We start from the raw sequence: 23,815 nt of genomic DNA, 5'->3' as shown, positions 1-23,815 counted from the left end.
CGACTGAACCACTGCCCGGAGGTCGCCGCCGCAGAAGTGGCGCGGGCCTCGGGGTCGGTGCGGCCGCCACGATTCTGGCGGTCGCGGGAACGGCCATCCCGCTCGCCGTGGACGCGCCGCCCGCGTGGGCCGCTCAGGCGGGGACCGCGGCGGACTCGTCCCAGGAGGTCGTGATCCCGCCCGCCGATCGGGCCACACCCCGTGTGGACACCCCGCTGGCGGCGGGCAACACCGGGTTCCTGCACCAGCAGGAGGGCCGGGACGGCTACACCTGGACCGACTTCGCGAGCGGCACCTCGACGCAGGTGCCCGGACTGCAGACTTTGCCGGCCAACGCGCTCGTACGCCCCGTCGGTGCCGGCGGAGACCTGCTCGCCGTCTCACCGAGCCCGGCCCGGGGCACCGCCTGGTACACCCTCCTCGATCCGCACACCGGCGAGCGCCGGGAGGTCCAGCTCCCGGCCGGCTACACGTTCCGGGGGACCGTCGCGGGCAAGGTGCTGGCGCTGGAGTCCGCGACCAGCACCACCAGCTCCGCCGGTGTGCTCCTCGACACCGGCACCGATCCCGCGCAACCGCTGCACATCACCGGCCTGCCCGCGGGCGCTCAGCTGAGCAGCCTCTCCCTGCAGGAGGGCGCCACGGACGACCGCGGCGCGGTGATCTCGTTCCGGCAGGACGGCGCGTACCGTTACGGCCTGCTGGACCCCGGGACCGCCGTGATCACCCCTCTCCCGGAGGCGATGAGCGGCCAGGGCCTGCGCATCCTGCTGAGCGCCGACCGCATCGCCTGGTGGGGGCATGGCTTCACCGGGCTGCGCTGGCTGCCCCGCGGTGACGTGTCCTCCGCGACGCAGGAGTTCCCGCTGCCCGCCGACGCGGCCCCCGTTGCCCTCCTCGGCGGCACCCTCCTGACCTCGGACCCGGACGCCACCTCGGGCACCACGCTCGGCCGGCGGCTGACGTCCCGGCCGCTCGACGGCGGGGAGCCGAGCACCGCACTCGACCACATCGCACTCGTGTCCGACTCCCCACCGCAGACGGCGGAAGGGAGCGCCCTGCTCGTCGGCGGCTCCGGCACCGGCGACTGGGCGGTGCACCGCTTCGCCGCCGGCTCCGACGGGTCGCCGGCGCACGAGGTGGTCCAGCCGCTGCCCCCGGTGATCGCCAGGGTCCTGGGACTGAACCTGTACCGGGGCACCCTCAACCGGGTGGACAGCATGGAGGGCAAGCTCTCCCTCCACCAGCAGGACGTCGGTACCGGGCCGGTCCCCGTCGCGGGAGCGGCCATGCCCCTGGCCCCGGGCATGCCCTCTTCCGCCGTGCGCTGTGCGACGGGTGAGGACTGCGTGCGGACCGTCGAGGGCAACTGGTACGGCCTGTCCTTCCTGTCCGAGACAGCAGGGCGGACGTACCTGGAGACCCGCGTGGACGCCTACACGTCGCACGTGGAGGTGCCGTTGCCCGGGAGTGGCGGCGAGGTCAGGGACGCGTCGTATGGGTACGTGGTGGTGGACGGCGGGTCCCCGAGAACCCAGTATCTGATCGACCCGGGCCACAACAAGGTCGTACGCAGCCGCCCGGTGCAGGCCGCGGCGCTCTGGTACTCCACCCTGTGGAGCGCCTCCCCCGGCAGCCCCGGCACGCTGACCGCGGAGCGGCTGACCGAGGACGCGGCCACTCCCGGTAAACCCGTCCGCACCGTGCGGACCGGTGCCGCCTGCGTGCCCACCGAACTGCAGGCGACAGCGCGTTGGCTCTACTGGTCCTGCGGTGCCGACAAGCAGGCCGGGGTGTACGACCTGACGAACAACCGCGGCTTCGCCGTGCCGTCGGGCCCCGCCATGCTCGGTGACGGCTACGTGGTCCGGCACGACCGGGACGCGGGCGAGCTCAAGCTGACGGACTTCCACACCGGCAGCCCGCTCGCGGAGCGCTCCATAGCCGCCCTCCCGGCCGGAACGCTCGCGGACGACCGCAGGATCACGTGGACCGTGGACAAGTACAGCGGCCACATCGCCTATGTGGACGCCGATCGCCGCGTGCATGTGAGCGCGGACGGGGTACCGGACTCCGCTCCGGTGATGGGGGAGGCGTACACCTCCGGGAGCGTCGCGCCGAGGACCACTTCGTCGTACTACTCGACCTGGACGGCCTCCTTGCTGCTGAGCCGCCCCGTGGACTCCTGGGAACTGGACATCGTCCAGAAGACGACCGGGCGCCGGGTGGCTGTGCTGAGCGGTGGGGCCGAACGCGGTCTCAACGGCATCTCGGCCTCGTGGAACGGCCGGGAGCCGAACGGCGCTCCCGCCCCGAGCGGTCTCTACACCTGGCAGCTGAGCGCGAAGTTCAACGGTGGAACCGTGCCGGTGCGGGTGGGAAGCGGCGGCCTGGACGTGATGTGCGGCGCCTTGCCGACCCATGTCTACGACTGCGACGGGTTTCCGGACATGGTGGCGGTCCGGAAGGACGGCCGGACCGACTCATGGGAAGGGCATCCCAAGGGCTACTTCCACAACCGCAGCTACACCGCGGACTGGCCGACCTCCTCCACCCTGGTGCCGGCCGGCGACCTCAACGGCGACGGGTTCGCGGACATGCTGGTCCGCAACTCCACCGGCGAACTGCGTGCGTACTGGGGCTTCGGGCAGGTGTACTTCGCCCGGGGAACCAACAAGTCCACTGTCATCGGCAAGGGCTGGAACACGTACAACGTGCTGACGTCGTCCGGGGACCTCAACCGTGACGGCCGGTCCGACCTGCTGGCCCGTGACCGGTCCGGAGCCCTGTGGTTCTACGCCGGCACCGGCAAGGGCACGTTCAAGCCCCGGGTGCGCGTCGGCACCGGACTGTCCGGCTACACGGCACTGGTGGGCGCGGGCGACCTCAATGGCGACGGAACCGGAGACCTTCTCGGCCGGGACAGGGCCGGCAACCTCTATCGCTGGTACGGCAACGGAAAGGGCGGCATCGGGGGGCGTGTGAAGATCGCCTCGGGCTTCAACGCCTACAACGCCCTGATCGGTGTCGGCGACCTGACGCAGGACGGACGCAACGACCTCCTCACCCGCGACACCGCGGGCAACCTGTACCGCTGGGCGGGCAACGGCAAGGGCGGCTTCGGCGCACGAGTGAAGATCGCCAGCGGCTGGGGCGCCTACAAGGCGCTGTACTGACGGTCTGGAACACCAACCCCTGACTGTGGCCAAGGCCCGGGAGCGGCGAGCTGCAGATGCGGGAAGAATGCCTGGAATATCGGAACGCAGCACCAGGAGGAGCGGGAAAGGGAACGGATCGCCGCCGGTACCGATTGGGCTGGGAGCCCGGAGGAGCGGCCCGGCGCGCTCGCTACATGCCCGTCACGGGGACGCTGCTGCGGAAGGTCGCTCAGCAGGTCGGCGATGCTCTCTGGGGGCCGCCGACGACCAACTGCGGCGGAAACATGAGACGGACAACGTCGAAGGGCCCCACCGCGAACGGTGGGGCCCTTCGACATCGTGCCCGGTGAGGCACTGGCGGAGGATACGAGATTCGAACTCGTGAGGGGTTGCCCCCAACACGCTTTCCAAGCGTGCGCCCTAGGCCTCTAGGCGAATCCTCCGCCGGAAACATTACATGACCGAGAGGAGTGCTCGCGAACTCGTTCCCACCCGCTGACGTCGGGTACTCTGTGCGGAGCCCCTCACGCGGCGCTATCTGACTGAACTCCCCCAGGGCCGGAAGGCAGCAAGGGTAGGTTGGCTCTGGCGGGTGCGTGGGGGGCGCTCGCGTTCCGGGGTCCCGGCGGCGGGGCTGGTTGTCAGTGGGCGCCTATAACCTCGTATGCGTGTCGTCTCTCGCGCTGTACCGCCGCTATCGCCCGGAGTCGTTCGCCGAGGTCATCGGGCAGGAGCATGTCACCGACCCGTTGCAGCAGGCGCTGCGGAACAACCGGGTCAATCACGCGTACCTGTTCAGCGGCCCGCGCGGATGCGGCAAGACGACCAGCGCCCGGATCCTGGCCCGCTGTCTGAACTGCGAGCAGGGACCCACCCCGACGCCCTGCGGAGAGTGCCAGTCCTGCCAGGACCTGGCGCGCAACGGCCCGGGTTCCATCGACGTCATCGAGATCGACGCGGCCTCCCACGGTGGTGTGGACGACGCCCGTGAGCTGCGCGAGAAGGCCTTCTTCGGACCCGCCGCCAGCCGGTACAAGATCTACATCATCGACGAGGCCCACATGGTCACGTCGGCGGGCTTCAACGCACTGCTGAAGGTCGTCGAGGAGCCCCCGGAGCACCTCAAGTTCATCTTCGCCACCACCGAGCCCGAGAAGGTCATCGGGACCATCCGGTCGCGGACCCACCACTACCCCTTCCGGCTCGTGCCGCCGGGGACCCTGCGGGACTACCTCGGCCAGGTGTGCCAGAAGGAGAACATCCCGGTCGAGGACGGCGTCCTGCCCCTCGTCGTGCGCGCCGGCGCGGGTTCCGTGCGTGACTCGATGTCCGTCATGGACCAGCTGCTCGCCGGTGCGCGCGAGGAGGGTGTGACGTATGCCATGGCCACCTCCCTCCTCGGCTACACCGACGGCTCCCTTCTCGACTCCGTCGTCGAGGCCTTCGCGACCGGCGACGGCGCCGCCGCGTTCGAGGTCGTCGACCGGATCATCGAGGGCGGCAACGACCCGCGCCGCTTCGTCGCCGACCTGCTGGAGCGGCTGCGCGACCTGGTGATCCTCGCCGCCGTGCCGGACGCCGCCGAGAAGGGGCTCATCGACGCCCCCGCTGACGTCATCGAGCGGATGCAGGCCCAGGCGGGTACCTTCGGCGCTGCCGAGCTCAGCCGCGCGGCCGACCTCGTCAACGAGGGCCTCACCGAGATGCGCGGCGCCAACTCGCCCCGCCTCCAGCTCGAACTCATCTGCGCGCGCGTGCTGCTCCCCGCCGCCTACCGTGACGAACGTTCAGTCATGGCCCGCCTCGACCGCCTGGAGCGAGGCGTCAACTTCTCGGCGGGCTCGGGTGCGGGCGCGCCCGCGATGGGCTACGTACCGGGGCCGGAGGCGCATGCGGGACCGATGGCGGCTGGTCCGGTGCCTCCCGGCGGCGGTCCTGCCGCGGCGAGGGCGGCGGTACGGGGCTCCGGGGCGGGGGCGCCGGGGGCGCCGGGGGCTGGCGGGACGCCCGCGGGTTCGATGCCTGGCGGTTTCGGGGCGAGTGGCCCTGGGGCGGGTGGTTCGGTGCCGGGCGGCTCCGGGCCGGGCGATGGTGTGCCGGGCGGTGGAGCGTCGAGTGGCAGTGGTCCCGGTGCCGGTGTGCCTGGGGAGGGTACGTCCGGGTCGGCGCCCTCTGGCGATCCGGCCGGTGAGGCCACCGGCCCCGGCGCACCCGGCGGCTCGGGTCCCGGCGCGACTCCTCCAGGAGGCCGGCCCGAGCACGCGCAGCCTCCGCAGCAGCCCTCCTCGCCCGCGACGCCGGTCCCGGCCCCCGCTCAGGCTCCAGCGCCCGGCGCCTGGCCCACCGCGGCCACCGCGGGCAGTGGCCGGCGTCCCGGCGGCTGGCCGACGGCGAACGCGGCGGGCGCCGGTTCAGGGGCAGGTGGCGGTCAGGTTCCGGCCACGCCCAACGCCCCCTCGACTCCGGCCCCGTCGGCCCCCGTACCGGCCCCACAGTCACCGGCATCGGCGTCCCCCGCGCCCACCTACGCGCCTCCCAGCGGCGGTCTCGACCCCCGCATGCTCTGGCCGAACATCCTGGAGGCCGTCAAGAACCGCCGCCGCTTCACCTGGATCCTGCTCAGCCAGAACGCCCAGGTCGCAGGCTTCGACGGCACGACCTTGCAGCTCGGCTTCGTCAACGCCGGCGCCCGGGACAACTTCGCGAGCAGCGGCAGCGAGGACGTGCTGCGACAGGCGCTGGCCGAGCAGTTCAACGTGCAGTGGAAGATCGAGGCGATCGTCGATCCGTCCGGCGGCTCGGCCCCCGCACCGACCGGCGGCCCCTCCGGCTTCAACGGCGGAGGCGGCGCGCAGGGCGGTTACGGCGGTGGCGGGGGAGGTGGCTACGGCACGACGGGCGCCCCCAGCGCTTCCTACACCGGTGCCTCCTACGGCGGTGCCACGACGGCTCAGCGCCCGGCACCGCCCCAGTCGGCGCCCATCACCCCCACCGCATCCGTGTCCGTTCCGGCTCCCCCGGCGGCGGCCACACCAGCGGCCCAGCCGCCCGCCCCCGAGCCCCCCACCCCGGTTGCCCCGGAAGACGACATCCCCGAGGACGACGACCCCGACCTCAACGAATCGGCCCTCTCGGGCCACGAACTGATCGTCCGGGAACTGGGAGCGACGGTGGTGGAGGAGTTCACGAACGAGTGACGGCACCGCAGGCCCCCGAGCGGCAGCCGCGACGCCCCGGGCGGCGTTTGGAGGAACGTACAGGTAGGCTCCCTGCCCGCCCTCGGCAACCCGCACAAGGCCACGCCGGTTACCCTGAACCCCGTGAAGGTCCTCGTCATCGGTAGCGGCGCCCGCGAACACGCCCTGTGCCGTTCCCTGTCCCTCGACCCCGACGTCACCGCCCTGTACTGCGCCCCCGGCAACGCCGGCATCGCCGAGGTGGCCGATCTGCACGCGGTCGACGCCCTCGACGGCAAGGCCGTGGCCGCGCTGGCCGAACGGCTCGGCGCCGAGCTCGTGGTCGTCGGCCCGGAGGCGCCGCTCGTGGCCGGTGTCGCCGACGCCGTGCGCGAGGCGGGGATCCCGGTCTTCGGCCCCTCCCAGGAGGCCGCGCAGATCGAGGGGTCGAAGGCCTTCGCGAAGGACGTGATGGCCGGCGCCGGCGTCCCCACCGCGCGGTCCTACGTCTGCACCACCCCCGACGAGGTCGACACCGCCCTCGACGCCTTCGGTGCCCCCTACGTCGTCAAGGACGACGGTCTCGCGGCCGGCAAGGGCGTCGTCGTCACCGCCGACCTGGACACCGCCCGGGCCCACGCGAACTCCTGCGAGCGCGTGGTCATCGAGGAGTTCCTGGACGGCCCCGAGGTCTCCCTCTTCGCGATCACCGACGGCCAGACGGTCCTCCCCCTCCAGCCCGCCCAGGACTTCAAGCGCGCGCTCGACGGCGACGAGGGCCCGAACACCGGCGGCATGGGCGCGTACTCCCCGCTCCCGTGGGCCGACCCCAAGCTCGTGGACGAGGTCCTGCAGACGGTCCTGCAGCCGACAGTGGACGAGATGCGCCGCCGCGGAACCCCGTTCTCCGGTCTTCTCTACGCCGGCCTCGCGATCACCTCGCGCGGCGTCCGGGTCATCGAGTTCAACGCCCGTTTCGGCGACCCCGAGACCCAGGTGGTCCTGGCCCGGCTGAAGACCCCGCTGGCCGGCGTCCTGCTCGCCGCCGCCAACGGCACCCTCGTCGACCTGGAGCCCCTGCGCTGGAGCGAGGACGCCGCGGTCACCGTGGTCGTCGCCTCGCACAACTACCCCGGCACCCCGCGCACCGGCGACCCGATCACCGGCCTCGACGAGGTCGCCGCCGAGGACGCCCCGCACGCCTACGTCCTGCACGCGGGCACCAAGCGCGACGGGGACGCGATCGTCAGCGCGGGCGGACGCGTCCTGTCGGTCACGGCGACCGGCAAGGACCTCACCGCGGCCCGCGACCGCGCCTACCGGGCCGTGGCCCGCATCCGCCTCGACGGCTCCCAGCACCGCACCGACATCGCGGCGAAGGCGGCGGGCGCCTGAGCGGCCGTACGTCCGGATGAACCCTCCAGGCCCCGTGTCCGTCTTCGGATGCGGGGCCTGAATGCGTTCCCGGCCCCGCGGAACGAACCCCGGCGCCCAACCCGAAGGCACCCGGCGGCGAATTCGAACCTGAGTCAATAACCGGGGCCTGATCCTCGCTGACCGTCATCCACCTCTGACCAAAGCCATTCCATCGAGTGACCGCTGCCCCATCCGGCTGACGGGGGCGGGGGCCCCAACTAGGGTGCGGCGCAAGCGTTCCGGCACTTGGCCCACCGACATTGCGATGTCGGTGGCGGGTGCCACAGTGGGGGAGTGGGCAACGCCAGACGGCCAGCCGGCCGGGACAGTCAGGGAGGGGGTGAGGTCCGGTCGTGACCGGTACCGCGATGGGTGTGGAAGCGGGCGCGCAGGCAGCGCGCTCGAGGGCTCTCGCCGTGCTGCGCGTCCGCAGCCGTGCGCTGGCCGTGGCCCTGCTCCCCGCGGCCCTCGCCGTGATCCTGCTGGCCGGCGGTTCCACGGGGCACCTGGTGGGTTCCTTCTGGCACGCGGCCCGCTGGGCCGTGACCCCCGTCGCCGTGGCGGTCCTGCTCGCCGCCGGTGCCGTCGCGCTGGTCATCGCGCGGGCCCGGCCGGCCGTGACCCCGACCGTCCCGATCGCGGAGGAGTCCGCCCCCGACCTGTACCGGATGGTGCGTGATCTCGCCGACCGGCTCGACGTTCCGGCACCGTCCGCCATAGCGCTCACCCCGGACTGCGACAGCTGGCTCGAGGACCGCACCCACCCGGCCCATGGCCCGCCCCCGGCCGACGACCGTGCGGACGAGATAGCCGGCGTCCGCGCATCGCACCACCGCCGTACACCGGCCGCGCCGGTTCTCGTCATCGGCTCCCCGTTCCTGTGGTGGATGCGCGTCGGCGAGCTGCGCGCGGTCCTCGCCCCGGTCGTCGCCGGTACGGGTCCCTCGGCGCATCCCGACATAGCCGCGGCCCGCCGTTTCGTCCGGGGTCTGGACGCCGCCGTGGCCGTCGCCTCGTCGTCCGGGCGCTGTCCGGGGACCCGTCTGGTGTGCGCGGGGATCGGCGCGGTGGCCCGACTCCTCCTGCGCGGCTGCCGGGAGCACGCGGCGCTGATGGAGCGCGGGGTCGCGGCCGCGGCCGCGGAGCGTGCACAGGCTGTGGACTACGGACTGCGCATCGTCGCCCAGGAACAGGTCGGTCTGGCCTACGCGGGCTGGGACCGGCTGCTCACCCGGGTGGCGCTGCCCGCCTGGCGGATGGGCCGCTGGCCCTCTCGGCTGGACGCCGGCGTGGTGGCGGCACTCACCGAGCTGTCCCGCCGCGACCGTCTGGCCGAGGGCTTCGCCTCCCGTCTGGGCGAGCGCCCCGCCTGCGACCTCCTGGAGGAGCCCGGCGCGGTCGACGAGGCCGCCTCCCTGCTCGCCGCCCGTCTCTTCCACGGCGGCCCGGAGGCCGGCCCCGACTGGTCGCCGGTCGACTGGCAGGAGTACCCGGACGAGGTCGTGGACCGCAAATGGCGCACCGACGCGGCCCGCCTCCACCGGGTCCTGGACACCCTGGGCATCACCACAGGCCCTGCTCCGACACCCCCCGAGGGCCCCAACCTGGCCCGCGTCATAGACCACCTGTCGACGCCGCACGACCCCGGGGCCACCGAGGGCGGAGAGGCGCGGGCTCCGATGTCGCACGGGCCCGGGGCCACCCAGGGCGGGGAGGCGCGGGCTCCTATGTCGCATGGACCCGCGGCCACCGACGGCGATGAGACCCGGCCTCCGATGTCGCACGGGCCCGGGGCCACCGAGGGCGGGAAGGCGCGGGCTCCCATGTCGCACGGGCCCGGGGCCGCCGACGGCGATGAGACCCGGCCTCCGATGTCGCACGGGCCCGGGGCCGCCGAGGGCGGGGAGGCCCGGTCTCCCATGCCGCACGGACCCGCGTCGACCGACGGCGAGGAGCCTCGGGCTCCCATGCCGCACGGCCCCGCCGCCACCGACGCCGAGGAGGCCCCGGCCGCCCAGGGACCGCCGGCAGCCGACCCAGAACGTCGCCCGGCTGTGGACGGAATCGAGGACGACGAGGAGGACGAAGGCGAGCCCGAGCCGGACGGTCCGGCCGCCACTCTCGCCGCCGCCCTGACCACCCAGCTCTCCCGCGAGGAAGCGACAGCCGCCCCCGCCGGCCCGGCCACTCCCGACGCGGTCCCCTGGGACGACGCGACGCTCCCCCTCTTCCCGCTCCAACCACCGCGCAGTGCCCGCGAGTTGCTCACCGAACACGTCACCGCGATGGTCTGCTGCGCCGCCATGGACACCGCCGGTGCGACCCCCGGACTGGACTGGCTGGACGGCCCCACCCTCCTCCTCAACGGCGAACGGGCCACCGACCTCACCCCCCGCGTCCTCAGCCTCGTCGAGGACGGCGACCCCGCCCCTCTGCGGGCCTGGCTGCGCGAATCCGGCATACGCCCGGAGAAGCCGGTGCGGTTGGGCTGACCGCCCGACGGCATCCCGTCCGGAACCCACGGAGCCCATCGGCGCCCATCGGACCCCACCAGAGCCCACCGGAACCCCGCCCCTCCGGAACCCCACATTCCACTTCTGGCCAATTCGCAACGACTAGTGACCACCTGCGTGCGTAATGTGATGTGCTTGGACCGATCGGGCACATGGCAAGGGCATACGGCACAGGACACGCGACCAAGCGACCACGGGGGCACGAGGGAGGGGAGCGACCATGGGGTCGGAGCAGATCCGCCGCTGGGAATCCGGAGCGCTGGCGCACGCCGTGACCGACCCCTTCGGCCAGGGCCCGGTCCCCTGGCTGCGCGGCACGGAGACCTACTTCGACGACACCGGCCAGGTCGTCCCCTGGTACGTCGACCAGGCCCCCCAGCCCTCCCCCCGAACACCCGCCGGCGGCACCCGCGTCCCCGCGCCCCGCTCCGGAGGCGGGCCCCGCTCGGCCGACGACGTCCGCCGGCAGATCAAGGGCTTCATCTCCACCGGCGCGGTCTCCCCGGGCGACGCCGTCGACTTCCATGTCACGGTCGACCCGCCGCAGCAGTTCGCGGTGGACATCTACCGCATCGGCCACTACGGCGGCGACGGCGCCGCGAAGATCACCACCAGCCCCCGCCTCTCGGGCATCGTCCAGCCCCCGCCGCTGACCGCGGACCGCACGGTCTCCTGCCACCACTGGTGGCTGTCCTGGCGGCTGCAGATCCCGAGCTACTGGAGCATCGGGGCGTACGTCGCCGTCCTGACCACGGCTGACGGCTACCGCTCCCACATCCCCTTCACGGTCCGCGACAACCACCCCGCCGACCTGCTCCTGCTGCTGCCCGACGTGACCTGGCAGGCGTACAACCTCTATCCGGAGGACGGCCGCACCGGCGCCAGCCTCTACCACGCCTGGGACGAACAGGGCCGACTGCTCGGCGAGTCGGACGCGGCGACGACGGTCTCCTTCGACCGCCCGTACGCCGGCGCCGGCCTGCCCCTGCACGTCGGCCACGCCTACGACTTCATCCGCTTCGCCGAGCGTTACGGCTACGACCTCGCCTACGCCGACGCCCGCGACCTGCACGCCGGCCGCGTGGACCCCACCCGCTACCGCGGCCTGGTCTTCCCCGGCCACGACGAGTACTGGTCGACCGGCATGCGCCGTACCGTCGAGCTGGCCCGCGAGAGCGGCACCTCCCTCGTCTTCCTGTCCGCCAACACCATGTACTGGCAGGTGGAGTTGGGCCCGTCCCCGTCCGGCGTCCCCGACCGCCTGCTGACCTGCCGGAAACGCAAGGGCCCCGGCAAGCCCGTGCTCTGGCGCGAAGTCGACCGCCCCGAACAGCAGTTGGTCGGCATCCAGTACGCGGGCCGGGTCCCCGAGCCGCACCCGCTGATCGTCCGCAACGCCGACCACTGGCTGTGGGACGCCACGGGCACGCACGAGGGCGAGGAGATCGAGGGCCTGGTCGCGGGCGAGGCCGACCGCTACTTCCCGCGCACCCCGCTGCCCGAGCACGAGGACCGCGTCCTGCTCGCGCACTCCCCCTACACCGACGCCGAGGGCGTCCTGCGCCACCAGGAGACGTCCCTCTACCGCGCCCCATCCGGTGCCCTGGTCTTCGCGTCCGGGACGTTCGCCTGGTCCCCGTCCCTGGACCGTCCGGGCCACGTCGACGAGCGTGTCCAGCGCGCCACCGCCAACCTCCTGGACCGCATCTGCAAACGTGACTGAGCTCACGTAAGCCCACGTCACCGCCCCATCCCAAGCCACCCCAGTCCTGGGGCGATCCCCGGCATACGGGAGAATCGAGCCATTGGCCCGCCCGTCTCCCACCACCGCCCTATTCGAGCCCTGCGGGCGCCCCTTTCGTTCAACCACGGGGAGGAACCGTGTCCGGATTCGTAGAAAAGCCCGAGCCGCTCCAGGTTCCGGGCCTGGTGCACTTGCACACCGGCAAGGTGCGCGAGCTGTACCAGAACGAGGCGGGCGACCTCGTGATGGTCGCCAGCGACCGCATCTCCGCCTTCGACTGGGTGCTGCCGACCGACATCCCCGACAAGGGCCGGGTCCTCACCCAGCTGTCCCTGTGGTGGTTCGACCAAATCGCCGATCTGATCCCCAACCACGTCCTGAGCACCGAACTCCCCGCCGGCGCCCCCGCCGAATGGGCCGGCCGCACCCTGGTGTGCAAGCCGCTGCAGATGATCCCGGTGGAGGCCGTCGCCCGCGGCTATCTCACCGGCTCCGGCCTGCTGGAGTACGACGAGTCCCGCACCGTCTGCGGACTCGCCCTCCCCGAGGGTCTGGTCGACGGCAGCGAACTCCCCGCCCCGATCTTCACCCCGGCCACCAAGGCCGCCGTCGGCGAGCACGACGAGAACGTCTCCTACGAGGAGGTCGCCCGCCAGGTCGGCGCCGACACCGCCGCCCGGCTGCGCCAGGCGACCCTCGCCGTCTACGCCCGCGGCCGGGACATCGCCCGTGAGCGCGGGATCATCCTCGCGGACACCAAGTTCGAGTTCGGCTTCGACGGGGACACCCTCGTCATCGCGGACGAGGTCCTCACCCCGGACTCCTCCCGCTTCTGGCCGGCCGAGGAGTGGGAGCCGGGGCACCCGCAGCCCTCGTACGACAAGCAGTTCGTGCGCGACTGGCTGACCTCGCCGGCCTCCGGCTGGGACCGCAAGAGCGAGCAGCCCCCGCCGCCGCTGCCCGAGGAGATCGTGGAGCGGACCCGCGCCAAGTACCTGGAGGCGTACGAGCGTCTGACGGGCACCAGCTGGAGCTGACCGCACGAGACGGCCCCGGCAGGCGACCGGGGCCGTACCCCCGCGGGCGCACGACAAGGGCCCCGGTCGATGACCGGGGCCCTGATCCTGAGCGGACGACGAGGCTCGAACTCGCGACCTCAACCTTGGCAAGGTTGCGCTCTACCAACTGAGCTACGTCCGCGTTGCGCCGTGGCGCGAGAGCAACTATACCCAACCCCGCTCCCGCGCGAGACGCACGGCGGAGTGCCGGTTCTCCGCCCCGAGCTTGGAGACGGCCGAGGACAGGTAGTTCCGTACGGTCCCCTGCGACAGCGCGGCCCGCTCGGCGATCTCCGCGACGGGCGCCCCGTCGGCCGCGAGTTCCAGCACCTCGGCCTCCCGCACGGTCAGTGGGGAGTCCCCGGCGGCGATGGCGTCGGCGGCCAACTCCGGGTCGACATAACGGTTCCCGGCATGCACGGTCCGGATGATCTCCGCGAGCCGCTGGGCGCTGACCGTCTTCGGCACGAATCCGCGCACCCCCGCCGCGAGCGCCCGTTTCAGATGCCCGGGCCGCCCGTGACTGGTGACGATCAGAACCTGGCAGCCGGGCAGCTCGGCCCGCAGCGATGTGGCGACCTTCACACCGTCCGCGCCGGGCATCTGGAGATCGAGTACGGCCACGTCCGGTGCGTGCGCCCGGGCCATGGCCAGCGCCTCGGGACCGCTCGCGGCCTCGGCGACCACGACGAGGTCGTCCTCCAGGGAGAGCAGCGCGGCGAGCGCGCCCCGGATCAGATGCTCGTCGTCGGCGAGGAGCAGTCGTACGACGCCCGTCATGCGGTGACCTCGCTCACACTCTCGCTCGCACTCTCGCTCGCACTCTCGCTCGCACTCAACGGCACCTCGGCCACCAGCCGGAACCGGCCGCCGTCGGCCGGCCCCGCTTCCAGCGTCCCGCCCACCGCGGCCAACCGCTCGTGCAGCCCGGCGAGTCCGGAACCCCGTCCGGGCGCGGGGGCGGACGCCCCGTCGTTCTGCACGGTCAGGACTACGCGATCTCGTTCAACGTTCAGTGATATGTCACATAGCGCCGCGTCCCCGTGCCGCAGCACATTCGTCGTGGCCTCCCGCACCACCCACCCCAACACCCCCTGCACCTCCGCATCCAGCGCCGCGACATCCGTCCCCCGCACCGCGCACTCGATCCCGGCGGCGCTCAACACCCCCTGCGCACCTGCCAGTTCGACCCCGAGGTCGGCCTCGCGGTACCCCCGTACGACATCCCGTACCTCCCGCTGGGACTCCCGCGCGATCCGCTGCACCTCGATCATCTGGTCCACGGCCTCGGGCCGCCCGCGCCGGGCCAGTTGCACGGCGAGTTCGCTCTTCAGGGCGATCACGGCCAGGTTCCGCCCCATCACGTCGTGCAGGTCCCGGCCGAACCGCAGCCGTTCCTCCGCGACCGCGAGCCGGGCCTGGACCTCGCGGCCCCGCTCCGCCTCCCACAGGACCGATAGCGTCCAGGCGCCGCAACGGCCGGTGATCAGCGAGAAGAGCGCGCCGAGGACGGCCAGGACGCCGACCGTGAGGATGCCGGCGGGATCCGGGTCGGTCCAGGCGAACGCGGCCATGAGCACCACGGCGAGCACGGCCGACCGGCGCAGGAAGGTCACCAGCGGCAGCATCAGCCCGTACAGCACCCCGAACGGCAGCAGCGCGGCGCCGACGGCGAGCCGGATCGCCATCGGGTCGGAGCCGCCCAGCGCGGCCAGCACCAGGGGAAGGGCCAGCGCGAGGACGAGGAGGACGGCGGCGGGACGCAGAGCGCGCGGCGGGAGGTCCGCCCGGCCCAGGTAGTGGTCGAGCACGGGCCGGGTGAGCCGGTTGGCCTCGGCGCACTGCAGGGCGCTGACGAGCAGCAGCAGTCCCCCGACGACCAGCGGCACCGGGCGCTGGGCGACCCCTCCCACCAGCGGCAGCGCCAGCCAGGAGAAGGAGAAGAGCCACGTGGTCGCGTACCAGGTGAGCACGCTCTGCAGTTCGACCCGCTCAGCCTTGCTCCGATCCCGCCAGTGCCGCCGCTGCCAGCCCCTGATCCGCACGAACACGGCTCCCCCGTTCCCTCAGCGCCGGGGTTCCCAGCGGAACCACCGCCGTACAGCAAACACCGCCACCACGCTCCAGGCCAGGGCGGTCGCGACGGCGCCCAGGGCCTCGTAGACGCTCAACCGCCCGGTCCAGCCGCCCTGGACGAGCCGGATCGCGGGGGACAGGGGCAGGAGTGCGCAGGCGGCGGCGAGCCGGTCGGGCAGGATCTGGGCCGGGATGGCGATGCCCGAGCCCATCATGGACACGAGCACCAGCGGCAGCGCGGTGACCTGCGCGCTCTCCACGGTCCGGGTGACGGAGGCGGTGAGGGCCGCGAACGCGGCGCTCAGCACCAGACCCGCCAGGATCCCGAGGACGGTCAGAAACGGAGCCCTGGGCGGGCCGGGGTGCAGCAGCACCGCGCAGCCGACGGTGAGGACGACGGCCTGCGTGAGGCCGAGGCAGACGGCGGGCAGCGCGGTGCCGGCCAGGATCTCGGTGTCGTCGAGCTCGCCGGTGCGCAGGCGTTTGAGGACCAGTTCCTCGCGGCGGGCGACGTAGGCGCCGACCAGGGACGTGTAGACGGCGAACAGGAAGGAGAACCCGATCGCGGCCGTCAGCGTCACCACGCCGATGTTCAGCCCCTCGGCCTTCAGGTCCAGCTGATCGACCGCGGGCCGCACACTGAACGGCAGCACGAGCGGCACGAGCAACGCCGTGACCACCGCGCCACGGTTGCGCCCGAGCAGCGTGAGCTCGGCCCGGGCCAGGGCCCGCATCCGCCGCCCGGAACCCGCCGCCCCCGCCCCGCCGGCCCGCGCACCTCCGCCGGCCGTCCGCTCCCTCAGTGCCTCCATGCCGCCGAGCCCTTTCATGCCGCCACCTCCTGCTCCCGCGCGATCCTCAGGAACGCCTCCTCCAGCGACGCGGAGCGCACGTCCAGGTCGCGCAGTTCCACCCGCGCGCCTTCGGCCCAGGTCAGCAGTCCGGTGGCCGTGCGCTGCAGTTCCCGGGTGCGCAGCCGTACGACGTCCCCGTCCGTCTCGTGGCCGCACACCCCCAGTTCGGCGAGCGGTGGCAGGTCGCCGAGGAACCAGCCGCCGGGGAGGCGGAAGGAGATCCGGGCGGGCTGCCGGGCGGTCACCTCGGCCGGTGTCCCCGTCGCGGCGATGCGCCCCTCGTGCAGGATCGCCAGCCGGTCGGCGAGCCCCTCGGCCTCCTCCAGGTAGTGCGTGGTGAGCAGCACCGTCGTCCCCGCGTCCCGCAGGGCGCGCACCAACTCCCAGGTGTCCCGGCGCCCTTCGGCGTCCAATCCGGTGGTCGGCTCGTCCAGGAACAGCACCTCGGGGCGCCCGAGCAGCGCGAGCGCGAGATCCAGGCGCCGACGTTCACCCCCGGACAACTGCTTCACCCGTACGTCCGCCCGCCGCCCCAGCCCGACCAGCTCCAGCGCTTCCTGCTCGGGCCGCGCGTCGCTCACGCACCCGGCCCACATCCGCGCGGTCTCCGCGACGGTCAGCTCGGAGGAGAAGCCGCCCTCCTGCAGCATCACCCCCGTGCGCGGCCGTACGGCGGCCCGCTCCCCGTGGGGATCGTGCCCGAGCACCCGCACCCGGCCGCCGGCCGGCCGTGCGAGCCCTTCCAGCAGCTCGACCGTGGACGTCTTGCCCGCGCCGTTGGTGCCGAGCAGCGCGAAGATCTCGCCGCGGTCCACGGAAAAGGTGATTCCGCGCACCGCCTCGAACCCGCCCCCGTACACACGCCGCAGGTCAGTGACCTCAATCACGTGTTCGTTCGTGTCCATGGCACCAGCGTCCCGGCGCCCGTGTCTGCGGAGCAGTGCGCGCTGTCATCACTCCGCATGACAAATGTCAGAGGCGGGCCGCGCAGGACAGTCGGGCATGACAAAGGCCCCAGTCTGATGACTGGGGCCTTCATTCAAGAGCGGACGACGAGGCTCGAACTCGCGACCTCAACCTTGGCAAGGTTGCGCTCTACCAACTGAGCTACGTCCGCATTGCCTCCGACCGGCTCCCACCGATCGGCGCGAGCACCAGCCTACCTGATCCACAACAGGGGTCCGACCGGCGGTGCAGAGCGGGTGACAGGAATTGCACACTGCGCCTTCCCCCTGGAAGGGGGATGTTCTGCTACTGAACTACACCCGCATGTGCTTCGGAGCCGGGCCTTTCGGCCTTGCCCCTCGGCGTGCTCCAGACTCTAGCTGACCAGGAGGGGTGCAGCGCAAGTCGGTTCCGCCGAGGGGCGGCTGACCGGTCGTCGGCCGGCGGCTACTGGGCCTCGCTGAAGGCCTCGTAGACCTTCTTGGGGATGCGGCCGCGAGCGGGTACGTCCATCTTGTTGGCCTGGGCCCAGGCCCGGACGGCCGCCGGATCGGGGGCGACCTCCGTCTGCCGGTAGGCCTTGCCCGACTTCGACCGCTTGCGGCCGGCCTCCACGTAGGGCGCGAGCGCCTTACGCAGTTTCTTGGCATTGGCTTGATTCAGGTCGATCTCGTACGACTTGCCGTCGAGTCCGAAGGCGATCGTTTCCGCCGCTTCCGAGCCGTCGATGTCGTCAAAGAGAGTGACCACGACCTTCTGCGCCACGAATATCGGTCCCTTCGTACGGCACTTGCCAATTCATTTGTACAGCGCCCGACAATGCATTGTGAAGCCTGACTAAATCTCTCCGCGTGTCCAAAATCAAGGGGGGAGCGGAAGTGACTCCGTATCTTTCCCGGAAATTTTGACGAGCGCCCCCGCCGACACCCGATCGTGATGACGGTCACGTAGCTTCCTCCAAGTCGACGCGCGTAGAAATTTTGTGCGGGTAGTCTGAAACCACTTGCAGGAACCTGCTCAGCACCACACCACCGGGAGTGCACGTGGCACGCGTCGTAGTCGACGTCATGCTCAAGCCGGAGATCCTCGACCCCCAGGGCCAGGCGGTGCAGCGCGCACTGCCGCGGCTGGGTTTCGAGGGGATCTCGGACGTACGTCAGGGAAAGCGTTTCGAACTGGAAGTTGACGGGCCGGTCGACGAGGCCGCGCTCGCCCGTATCCACGATCTTGCGGAATCCTTCCTCGCCAACACCGTGATCGAGGACTTCACCGTACGCGTGGATGAAGTCGCGGAGGCCGCGAAGTGACCGCTCGTATTGGCGTCGTCACTTTCCCGGGCAGCCTCGACGACCGGGACACCCAGCGTGCGATCCGCCTCGCGGGTGCCGAGCCGGTCGCCCTGTGGCACAAGGACAAGGACCTCCACCAGGTGGACGCGGTCGTCCTTCCGGGTGGTTTCTCCTACGGCGACTATCTGCGGGCCGGCGCCATCTCCCGCTTCTCGCCGGTGATGGAGACGGTCATCGAGCAGGCGAGGGCCGGACTGCCGGTCCTCGGCATCTGCAACGGCTTCCAGATCCTCACCGAGGCCCACCTCCTCCCGGGGGGCATGCTCGGCAACGACCACCTCCACTTCATCTGCCGCGACCAGAAGCTGCGGGTGGAGAACGCGGACACCGCCTGGACCGTGGACTACGAGCAGGGCCAGGAGATCCACATCCCGCTGAAGAACATGGACGGCCGCTACGTCGCCGACCAGTACACGCTGGACAAGCTGGAGGCCGAGGGGCTCGTCGCCTTCCGGTACCTGGCCCGCGACGGAGTCGCTGATGAACGCGGCAACCCGAACGGCTCGCTGAACGACATCGCCGGCATCACCAACGAGGCCGGCAACGTCGTGGGCCTCATGCCGCACCCCGAGCACGCCACCGAGCCGCTGATCGGCACGGGCCGCACCGACGGCCTCCCGTTCTTCACCTCGATCCTCAAGAAGCTGGTCACCGCATGAGCAGGACGCCTCTGGACACGGTCGAGCACGCGGCCGCGACCCCCGACGTCGAGCTGCCCTGGGCCGAACTGGGCCTGAAGAAGGACGAGTACGAGCGGGTGGTGGAGATCCTCGGCCGCCGCCCGACCGGCGCCGAGCTCGCCATGTACTCCGTGATGTGGTCCGAGCACTGCAGCTACAAGTCCTCGAAGGTGCATCTGCGCCAGTTCGGCGAGAAGGCCCCCCAGTCGGACGCCCTCCTCGTCGGCATCGGCGAGAACGCCGGTGTCGTGGACGTCGGCCAGGGCTACGCCGTCACCTTCAAGGTCGAGTCGCACAACCACCCCTCCTACGTCGAGCCCTACCAGGGCGCGGCCACCGGCGTCGGCGGCATCGTGCGCGACATCATCGCGATGGGCGCCCGCCCGGTCGCGGTGGTCGACCCGCTGCGCTTCGGCGCCGCCGACCACCCCGACACCAAGCGCGTCCTGCCGGGCGTGGTCGCCGGCATCGGCGGCTACGGCAACTGCCTGGGCCTGCCCAACATCGGCGGCGAGGTCGTCTTCGACGCCTGCTACCAGGGCAACCCGCTGGTCAACGCCGGTGCCATCGGTGTGATGCGGCACGAGGACATCCACCTCGCGAAGGCGTCCGGAGCGGGCAACAAGGTCATCCTGTACGGGGCCCGGACCGGCGGCGACGGCATCGGCGGCGCCTCGATCCTGGCCTCCGAGACCTTCGACGACGCCAAGCCGTCGAAGCGCCCCGCCGTGCAGGTCGGCGACCCCTTCCAGGAGAAGCTGCTCATCGAGTGCACCCTGGAGGCCTTCAAGGAGAAGCTGGTCGTCGGCATCCAGGACCTCGGTGCCGCCGGCCTGTCCTGCGCCACCTCCGAGCTCGCCTCCAACGGCTCCGGCGGCATGCGCGTGACCCTGGACGACGTACCGCTGCGCGACTCCACGCTCTCGCCCGAGGAGATCCTCATGAGCGAGTCGCAGGAACGCATGTGCGCGGTCGTGGAGCCGGAGAAGGTCGAGCGGTTCCTGGAGATCTGCGACAAGTGGGACGTCATCGCCACCGTCATCGGTGAGGTGACCGACGGCGACCGCCTCGAGATCTACTGGCACGGCGGCAAGATCGTCGACGTCGACCCGCGCACCGTCGCGCACGACGGCCCGGTCTACGAGCGCCCCTACGCCCGCCCGTCCTGGCAGGACGAGCTTCAGGCCGACGACGCCAACAAGCTTGCGCGGCCCGGGACTTCGGCGGAGCTGAAGGACCAGGTCCTGAAGCTGGTCGGCTCCCCCAACCAGGCCTCCAAGAAGTGGATCACCTCGCAGTACGACCACTTCGTGCAGGGCAACACGGTGCTGGCCCAGCCGGAGGACTCCGGCATGATCCGCATCGACGAGGAGAGCGGCCTCGGGGTCGCCATCGCGACGGACGGCAACGGCCGGTACGCGAAGCTGGACCCGTACGCGGGTGCGCAGTTGGCGCTCGCCGAGGCGTACCGGAACGTGGCGACGACGGGCGCCAAGCCCCTCGCCGTCTCCGACTGCCTGAACTTCGGCTCGCCCGAGGACCCGGCCGTCATGTGGCAGTTCGCGGAGGCCATCCGTGGACTCGCCGACGCCTGCCAGCAGTTGGGCACCCCGGTGACCGGCGGCAACGTCTCCCTCTACAACCAGACCGGCGAGGTCGCCATCCATCCGACCCCGGTGGTCGCGGTGCTGGGCGTCATCGACGACGTCGCGCGCCGCACCCCGGTCGCCTTCCAGGAGGAGGGGCAGCTGCTGTACCTCCTTGGCGACACGCGTGAGGAGTTCGGCGGTTCGGCCTGGTCCCAGGTCGTGCACGACCACCTGGGCGGACTGCCCCCGCAGGTCGACCTGGAGCGTGAGCGGCTGCTCGCCGAGATCCTGATCTCGGCCTCCCGCGACGGCATGATCGACTCCGCGCACGACCTGTCCGACGGCGGTCTGATCCAGGCGGTCGTGGAGTCGGCGCTGCTGGGCGGCAAGGGCGCCCGTCTGGTCGTACCGGACGGACTGGACGCGTTCACCTTCCTCTTCTCCGAGTCGGCCGGCCGCGCCATCGTCGCCGTGCCGCGCTCCGAGGAGGTCCGCTTCAACGACATGTGCGGCGCGCGGGGCCTGCCCGTGACCCGTATCGGTGTCGTCGACGGCGAATCGGTGGAGCTCCAGGGCGAGTTCGAACTCACCCTGGAGGAACTGCGCCAGGCCCACGAGGAGACCATCCCCGCACTGCTCAAGTAGGCGGTCGTACGACGACGAAGGCGCCGCCCGTGCCGGACGGGCGGCGCCTTCGGCACGCCACGGGACGCGGCCGCATAGGCTCACCGGCATGCCCACGGCCAAGAAGCGTGTCCGTACCTATGACCCGGTGAAGATCCGTGCCGCCGTGCTGACCCAGCTCGGCCATGTCCGCGAGGGTGTCCGCACGCTCGGGCCCCAGCAGTTCGCTCTGCCCACGCGGCTCGGTGAGTGGACCGTGCGGGATCTGCTGGCGCACATCGCGCTCAGTACGGACGTCGTCTCCCGGCTGCTCGACCAGCCGGCGCCCTTCAAGGCGGAGATCACGGCCTTGGACTGGGTGTCGGGGACCACCGCCGACGCCTCCGCCATCGCGGACATGGCCCGCGTGAGCGCCGAGCGCGAGCCGGACCCGGAGGCCGCGCTCGCCGCCACCGCCGAGCGCCTCGCCGAACGGCTCGCCGAGAACCCCGGCGCGCGGGTGCTGGCGTGGCGGAAGGGTGCCCTCACGCTCGCCGACTTCCTCGTCACCCGTACCGTCGAACTCGTCGTCCACACCGACGATCTGAACGACGCCGTGCCGGGCCTCGAGGTGCCGTACGACCGGCAGGCGCTCGCCGCCTGCACCCGGCTGCTCGCCGACGCGCTGGCCGCGAAGGCACCCGGCGGTTCGACGGAGGTGCGGATCCCGCCGTACGCCGTCGTGCAGTGCGTCGAGGGGCCCCGGCACACCCGCGGCACCCCGCCGAACGTCGTCGAGACCGACCCGCTGTCCTGGATCCGGCTCGCGACCGGACGCCTGGCCTGGAAGGACGCGCTCGACGAGGCACGGGTGAGCGCGAGCGGGGAGCGCGCGGACCTGTCCGGGCTGCTGCCGCTGATGGCATAGCCCCCGGTGCGCCGGAGCGCCACCCGGAGGGTGAGGGACGTCTCACTCCGCGCCCTCCGCGCACCGGCCACCGCGCTCGGACCGGCCGACGTTTGCGCAGGTCAGAAGGGGGTGGGTCGAGGAAGATCCACTACCGGCGGGTATCCCCAATTCGGACCAGTGGTCGATCTCGCCTACACTCGGTGCCGTGCCACGTGGTGACGGACGACTCAACCACGACCTGCTCCCCGGTGAGAAGGGCCCCCAGGACGCTTGCGGCGTCTTCGGAGTCTGGGCTCCCGGCGAAGAGGTCGCCAAGCTGACGTACTTCGGGCTCTACGCCCTCCAGCATCGGGGCCAGGAATCCGCGGGTATCGCGGTCAGCAACGGCTCCCAGATCCTCGTCTTCAAGGACATGGGCCTGGTCTCCCAGGTCTTCGACGAGACCTCGCTCGGTTCGCTCCAGGGTCACATCGCGGTCGGACACGCCCGCTACTCGACCACTGGCGCCTCCGTGTGGGAGAACGCCCAGCCGACGTTCCGCGCCACCGCGCACGGTTCCATCGCGCTCGGCCACAACGGCAACCTGGTCAACACGGCGCAGCTCGCCGAGATGGTCGCCGACCTGCCCAAGCAGGAGGGCGGCCGCACTCCGCGCGTCGCCGCCACCAACGACACCGACCTGCTCACCGCGCTGCTCGCGGCCCAGGTCGACGAGGACGGCAAGCCGCTGACCATCGAGGAGGCCGCCCACACGGTCCTGCCGAAGGTGCGCGGAGCGTTCTCCCTCGTCTTCATGGACGAGCACACCCTCTACGCCGCCCGCGACCCGCAGGGCATCCGCCCGCTGGTCCTCGGCCGCCTCGAGCGCGGCTGGGTCGTCGCCTCGGAGTCCGCCGCCCTCGACATCTGCGGCGCGAGCTTCGTCCGCGAGATCGAGCCCGGCGAGTTCGTCGCCATCGACGAGAACGGCCTGCGTACCTCCCGATTCGCGGACGCGAAGCCCAAGGGCTGTGTCTTCGAGTACGTGTACCTGGCCCGCCCGGACACCGACATCGCCGGCCGGAACGTCTACCTCTCCCGCGTGGAGATGGGCCGCAAGCTCGCCAAGGAAGCCCCGGTCGAGGCCGACCTGGTGATAGCGACCCCGGAGTCCGGCACCCCGGCCGCCATCGGCTACGCGGAGGCCTCCGGCATCCCGTTCGGCGCCGGCCTGGTGAAGAACGCCTACGTCGGCCGGACCTTCATCCAGCCCTCGCAGACCATCCGGCAGCTCGGCATCCGCCTGAAGCTGAACCCGCTGAAGGAAGTCATCAAGGGCAAGCGCCTGGTCGTCGTGGACGACTCGATCGTCCGCGGCAACACCCAGCGGGCGCTGGTGCGGATGCTCCGGGAGGCCGGGGCCGCCGAGGTCCACATCCGGATCTCCTCGCCGCCCGTGAAGTGGCCCTGCTTCTTCGGCATAGATTTCGCCACCCGCGCCGAGCTCATCGCCAACGGCATGACGATCGACGAGATCGGCACCTCGCTCGGCGCCGACTCCCTGGCCTACATCTCCATCGACGGCATGATCGAGGCGACCACCATCGCCAAGCCGAACCTGTGCCGCGCCTGTTTCGACGGCGAGTACCCGATGGAGCTCCCGGACCCAGAGCTGCTCGGCAAGCAGCTGCTGGAGACCGAGCTGGCCGCCGGGCCCGCCGCCACGGCCGCGGCCGACGCGATCCGTCGCCCGTAAGCCCTGTCA

At 71.8% G+C, this 23,815-nt stretch carries 16 protein-coding genes, 4 tRNA genes and 1 other RNA gene; 12 read left to right on the top strand and 9 right to left on the bottom strand.

The genetic code is table 11. From position 1 onward, the window contains the following. The first annotated feature begins 107 nt into the window (after positions 1-107). Positions 108-3,176 (top strand): FG-GAP repeat domain-containing protein, encoded by a 3,069-nt coding sequence (locus ACWCQ1_RS38980; protein WP_451028490.1) that lies wholly within the window; start codon positions 108-110, stop codon positions 3,174-3,176. A 337-nt stretch (positions 3,177-3,513) separates the two neighbouring features. Here ACWCQ1_RS38980 and ACWCQ1_RS38975 read toward each other — a convergent pair. Then, positions 3,514-3,601: transfer RNA gene (locus tag ACWCQ1_RS38975), tRNA-Ser, on the bottom strand. A 72-nt stretch (positions 3,602-3,673) separates the two neighbouring features. Between ACWCQ1_RS38975 and ffs the strand changes: the two genes are divergently transcribed. The 6 genes from ffs to ACWCQ1_RS38945 all read left to right on the top strand — a co-directional run bounded on the left by ffs (position 3,674) and on the right by ACWCQ1_RS38945 (position 13,044). Further along, positions 3,674-3,772, top strand: an RNA gene (ffs, locus tag ACWCQ1_RS38970) — signal recognition particle sRNA small type. 54 nt (positions 3,773-3,826) lie between these two features. Next, a complete protein-coding gene (locus ACWCQ1_RS38965; RefSeq protein ID WP_451028489.1) occupies positions 3,827-6,355 on the top strand; it encodes a DNA polymerase III subunit gamma and tau in 2,529 nt (842 codons plus the stop codon). A 123-nt stretch (positions 6,356-6,478) separates the two neighbouring features. After that, positions 6,479-7,729 carry a phosphoribosylamine--glycine ligase gene (gene purD / locus ACWCQ1_RS38960; RefSeq protein WP_451028488.1) on the top strand — a complete coding sequence of 417 codons (1,251 nt, stop codon included), beginning with the start codon at positions 6,479-6,481 and terminating at the stop codon, positions 7,727-7,729. Positions 7,730-8,118: 389 nt separating this feature from the next. Then, complete coding sequence (locus tag ACWCQ1_RS38955) at positions 8,119-10,242, top strand: hypothetical protein (RefSeq protein WP_451028501.1); 2,124 nt, start codon at positions 8,119-8,121, stop codon at positions 10,240-10,242. Positions 10,243-10,483: 241 nt separating this feature from the next. After that, on the top strand, positions 10,484-11,986 hold the full coding sequence (locus tag ACWCQ1_RS38950) for a N,N-dimethylformamidase beta subunit family domain-containing protein (protein WP_133049047.1): 1,503 nt from the start codon (positions 10,484-10,486) through the stop codon (positions 11,984-11,986). A 158-nt stretch (positions 11,987-12,144) separates the two neighbouring features. Beyond that, a complete protein-coding gene (locus ACWCQ1_RS38945) occupies positions 12,145-13,044 on the top strand; it encodes a phosphoribosylaminoimidazolesuccinocarboxamide synthase (RefSeq protein ID WP_133049046.1) in 900 nt (299 codons plus the stop codon). A gap of 90 nt (positions 13,045-13,134) precedes the next feature. Here ACWCQ1_RS38945 and ACWCQ1_RS38940 read toward each other — a convergent pair. The 8 genes from ACWCQ1_RS38940 to ACWCQ1_RS38905 form a co-directional block, all read right to left on the bottom strand. Further along, a tRNA-Gly gene (locus tag ACWCQ1_RS38940) sits at positions 13,135-13,207 on the bottom strand. A gap of 23 nt (positions 13,208-13,230) precedes the next feature. Further along, a complete protein-coding gene (locus ACWCQ1_RS38935) occupies positions 13,231-13,845 on the bottom strand; it encodes a response regulator transcription factor (protein WP_133049045.1) in 615 nt (204 codons plus the stop codon). Then, the gene (locus ACWCQ1_RS38930) at positions 13,842-15,110 is read right to left on the bottom strand and encodes a sensor histidine kinase (RefSeq protein ID WP_451028487.1); all 1,269 of its coding nucleotides are present in this window, start codon (positions 15,108-15,110) and stop codon (positions 13,842-13,844) included. The genes ACWCQ1_RS38935 and ACWCQ1_RS38930 overlap by 4 nt, the downstream gene beginning before the upstream one ends. A 21-nt stretch (positions 15,111-15,131) precedes the next feature. Next, positions 15,132-15,971 carry an ABC transporter permease gene (locus ACWCQ1_RS38925; RefSeq protein ID WP_451028486.1) on the bottom strand — a complete coding sequence of 280 codons (840 nt, stop codon included), beginning with the start codon at positions 15,969-15,971 and terminating at the stop codon, positions 15,132-15,134. Continuing rightward, positions 15,968-16,900 carry an ABC transporter ATP-binding protein gene (locus tag ACWCQ1_RS38920; protein WP_133049043.1) on the bottom strand — a complete coding sequence of 311 codons (933 nt, stop codon included), beginning with the start codon at positions 16,898-16,900 and terminating at the stop codon, positions 15,968-15,970. Before ACWCQ1_RS38920 ends, ACWCQ1_RS38925 begins: the two co-directional genes overlap by 4 nt. Before the next feature lie 139 nt (positions 16,901-17,039). Further along, a tRNA-Gly gene (locus tag ACWCQ1_RS38915) sits at positions 17,040-17,112 on the bottom strand. Between the two features lie 80 nt (positions 17,113-17,192). Further along, a tRNA-Gly gene (locus ACWCQ1_RS38910) sits at positions 17,193-17,264 on the bottom strand. 123 nt (positions 17,265-17,387) lie between these two features. Continuing rightward, positions 17,388-17,705 carry a histone-like nucleoid-structuring protein Lsr2 gene (locus ACWCQ1_RS38905; protein WP_133049042.1) on the bottom strand — a complete coding sequence of 106 codons (318 nt, stop codon included), beginning with the start codon at positions 17,703-17,705 and terminating at the stop codon, positions 17,388-17,390. A 278-nt stretch (positions 17,706-17,983) separates the two neighbouring features. Between ACWCQ1_RS38905 and purS the strand changes: the two genes are divergently transcribed. The 5 genes from purS to purF all read left to right on the top strand — a co-directional run bounded on the left by purS (position 17,984) and on the right by purF (position 23,806). Next, complete coding sequence (gene purS, locus ACWCQ1_RS38900; protein WP_093501106.1) at positions 17,984-18,247, top strand: phosphoribosylformylglycinamidine synthase subunit PurS; 264 nt, start codon at positions 17,984-17,986, stop codon at positions 18,245-18,247. After that, a complete protein-coding gene (gene purQ / locus ACWCQ1_RS38895) occupies positions 18,244-18,948 on the top strand; it encodes a phosphoribosylformylglycinamidine synthase subunit PurQ (protein ID WP_133049041.1) in 705 nt (234 codons plus the stop codon). The genes purS and purQ overlap by 4 nt, the downstream gene beginning before the upstream one ends. Continuing rightward, positions 18,945-21,203, top strand: a complete 2,259-nt coding sequence (gene purL, locus ACWCQ1_RS38890) for a phosphoribosylformylglycinamidine synthase subunit PurL (RefSeq protein WP_358608993.1) — start codon at positions 18,945-18,947, stop codon at positions 21,201-21,203. Before purQ ends, purL begins: the two co-directional genes overlap by 4 nt. A gap of 88 nt (positions 21,204-21,291) precedes the next feature. After that, a complete protein-coding gene (locus ACWCQ1_RS38885) occupies positions 21,292-22,089 on the top strand; it encodes a sterol carrier family protein (protein WP_451028485.1) in 798 nt (265 codons plus the stop codon). A gap of 187 nt (positions 22,090-22,276) precedes the next feature. Then, positions 22,277-23,806, top strand: a complete 1,530-nt coding sequence (purF, locus tag ACWCQ1_RS38880; RefSeq protein WP_133049038.1) for an amidophosphoribosyltransferase — start codon at positions 22,277-22,279, stop codon at positions 23,804-23,806. The last annotated feature ends 9 nt before the right edge of the window (positions 23,807-23,815 follow it).

This window comes from Streptomyces sp. NPDC002144 (assembly GCF_053593695.1).
The sequence above is the reverse complement of the archived record's forward strand: the minus strand, read 5'-3'. Positions and strand labels throughout refer to the sequence as shown.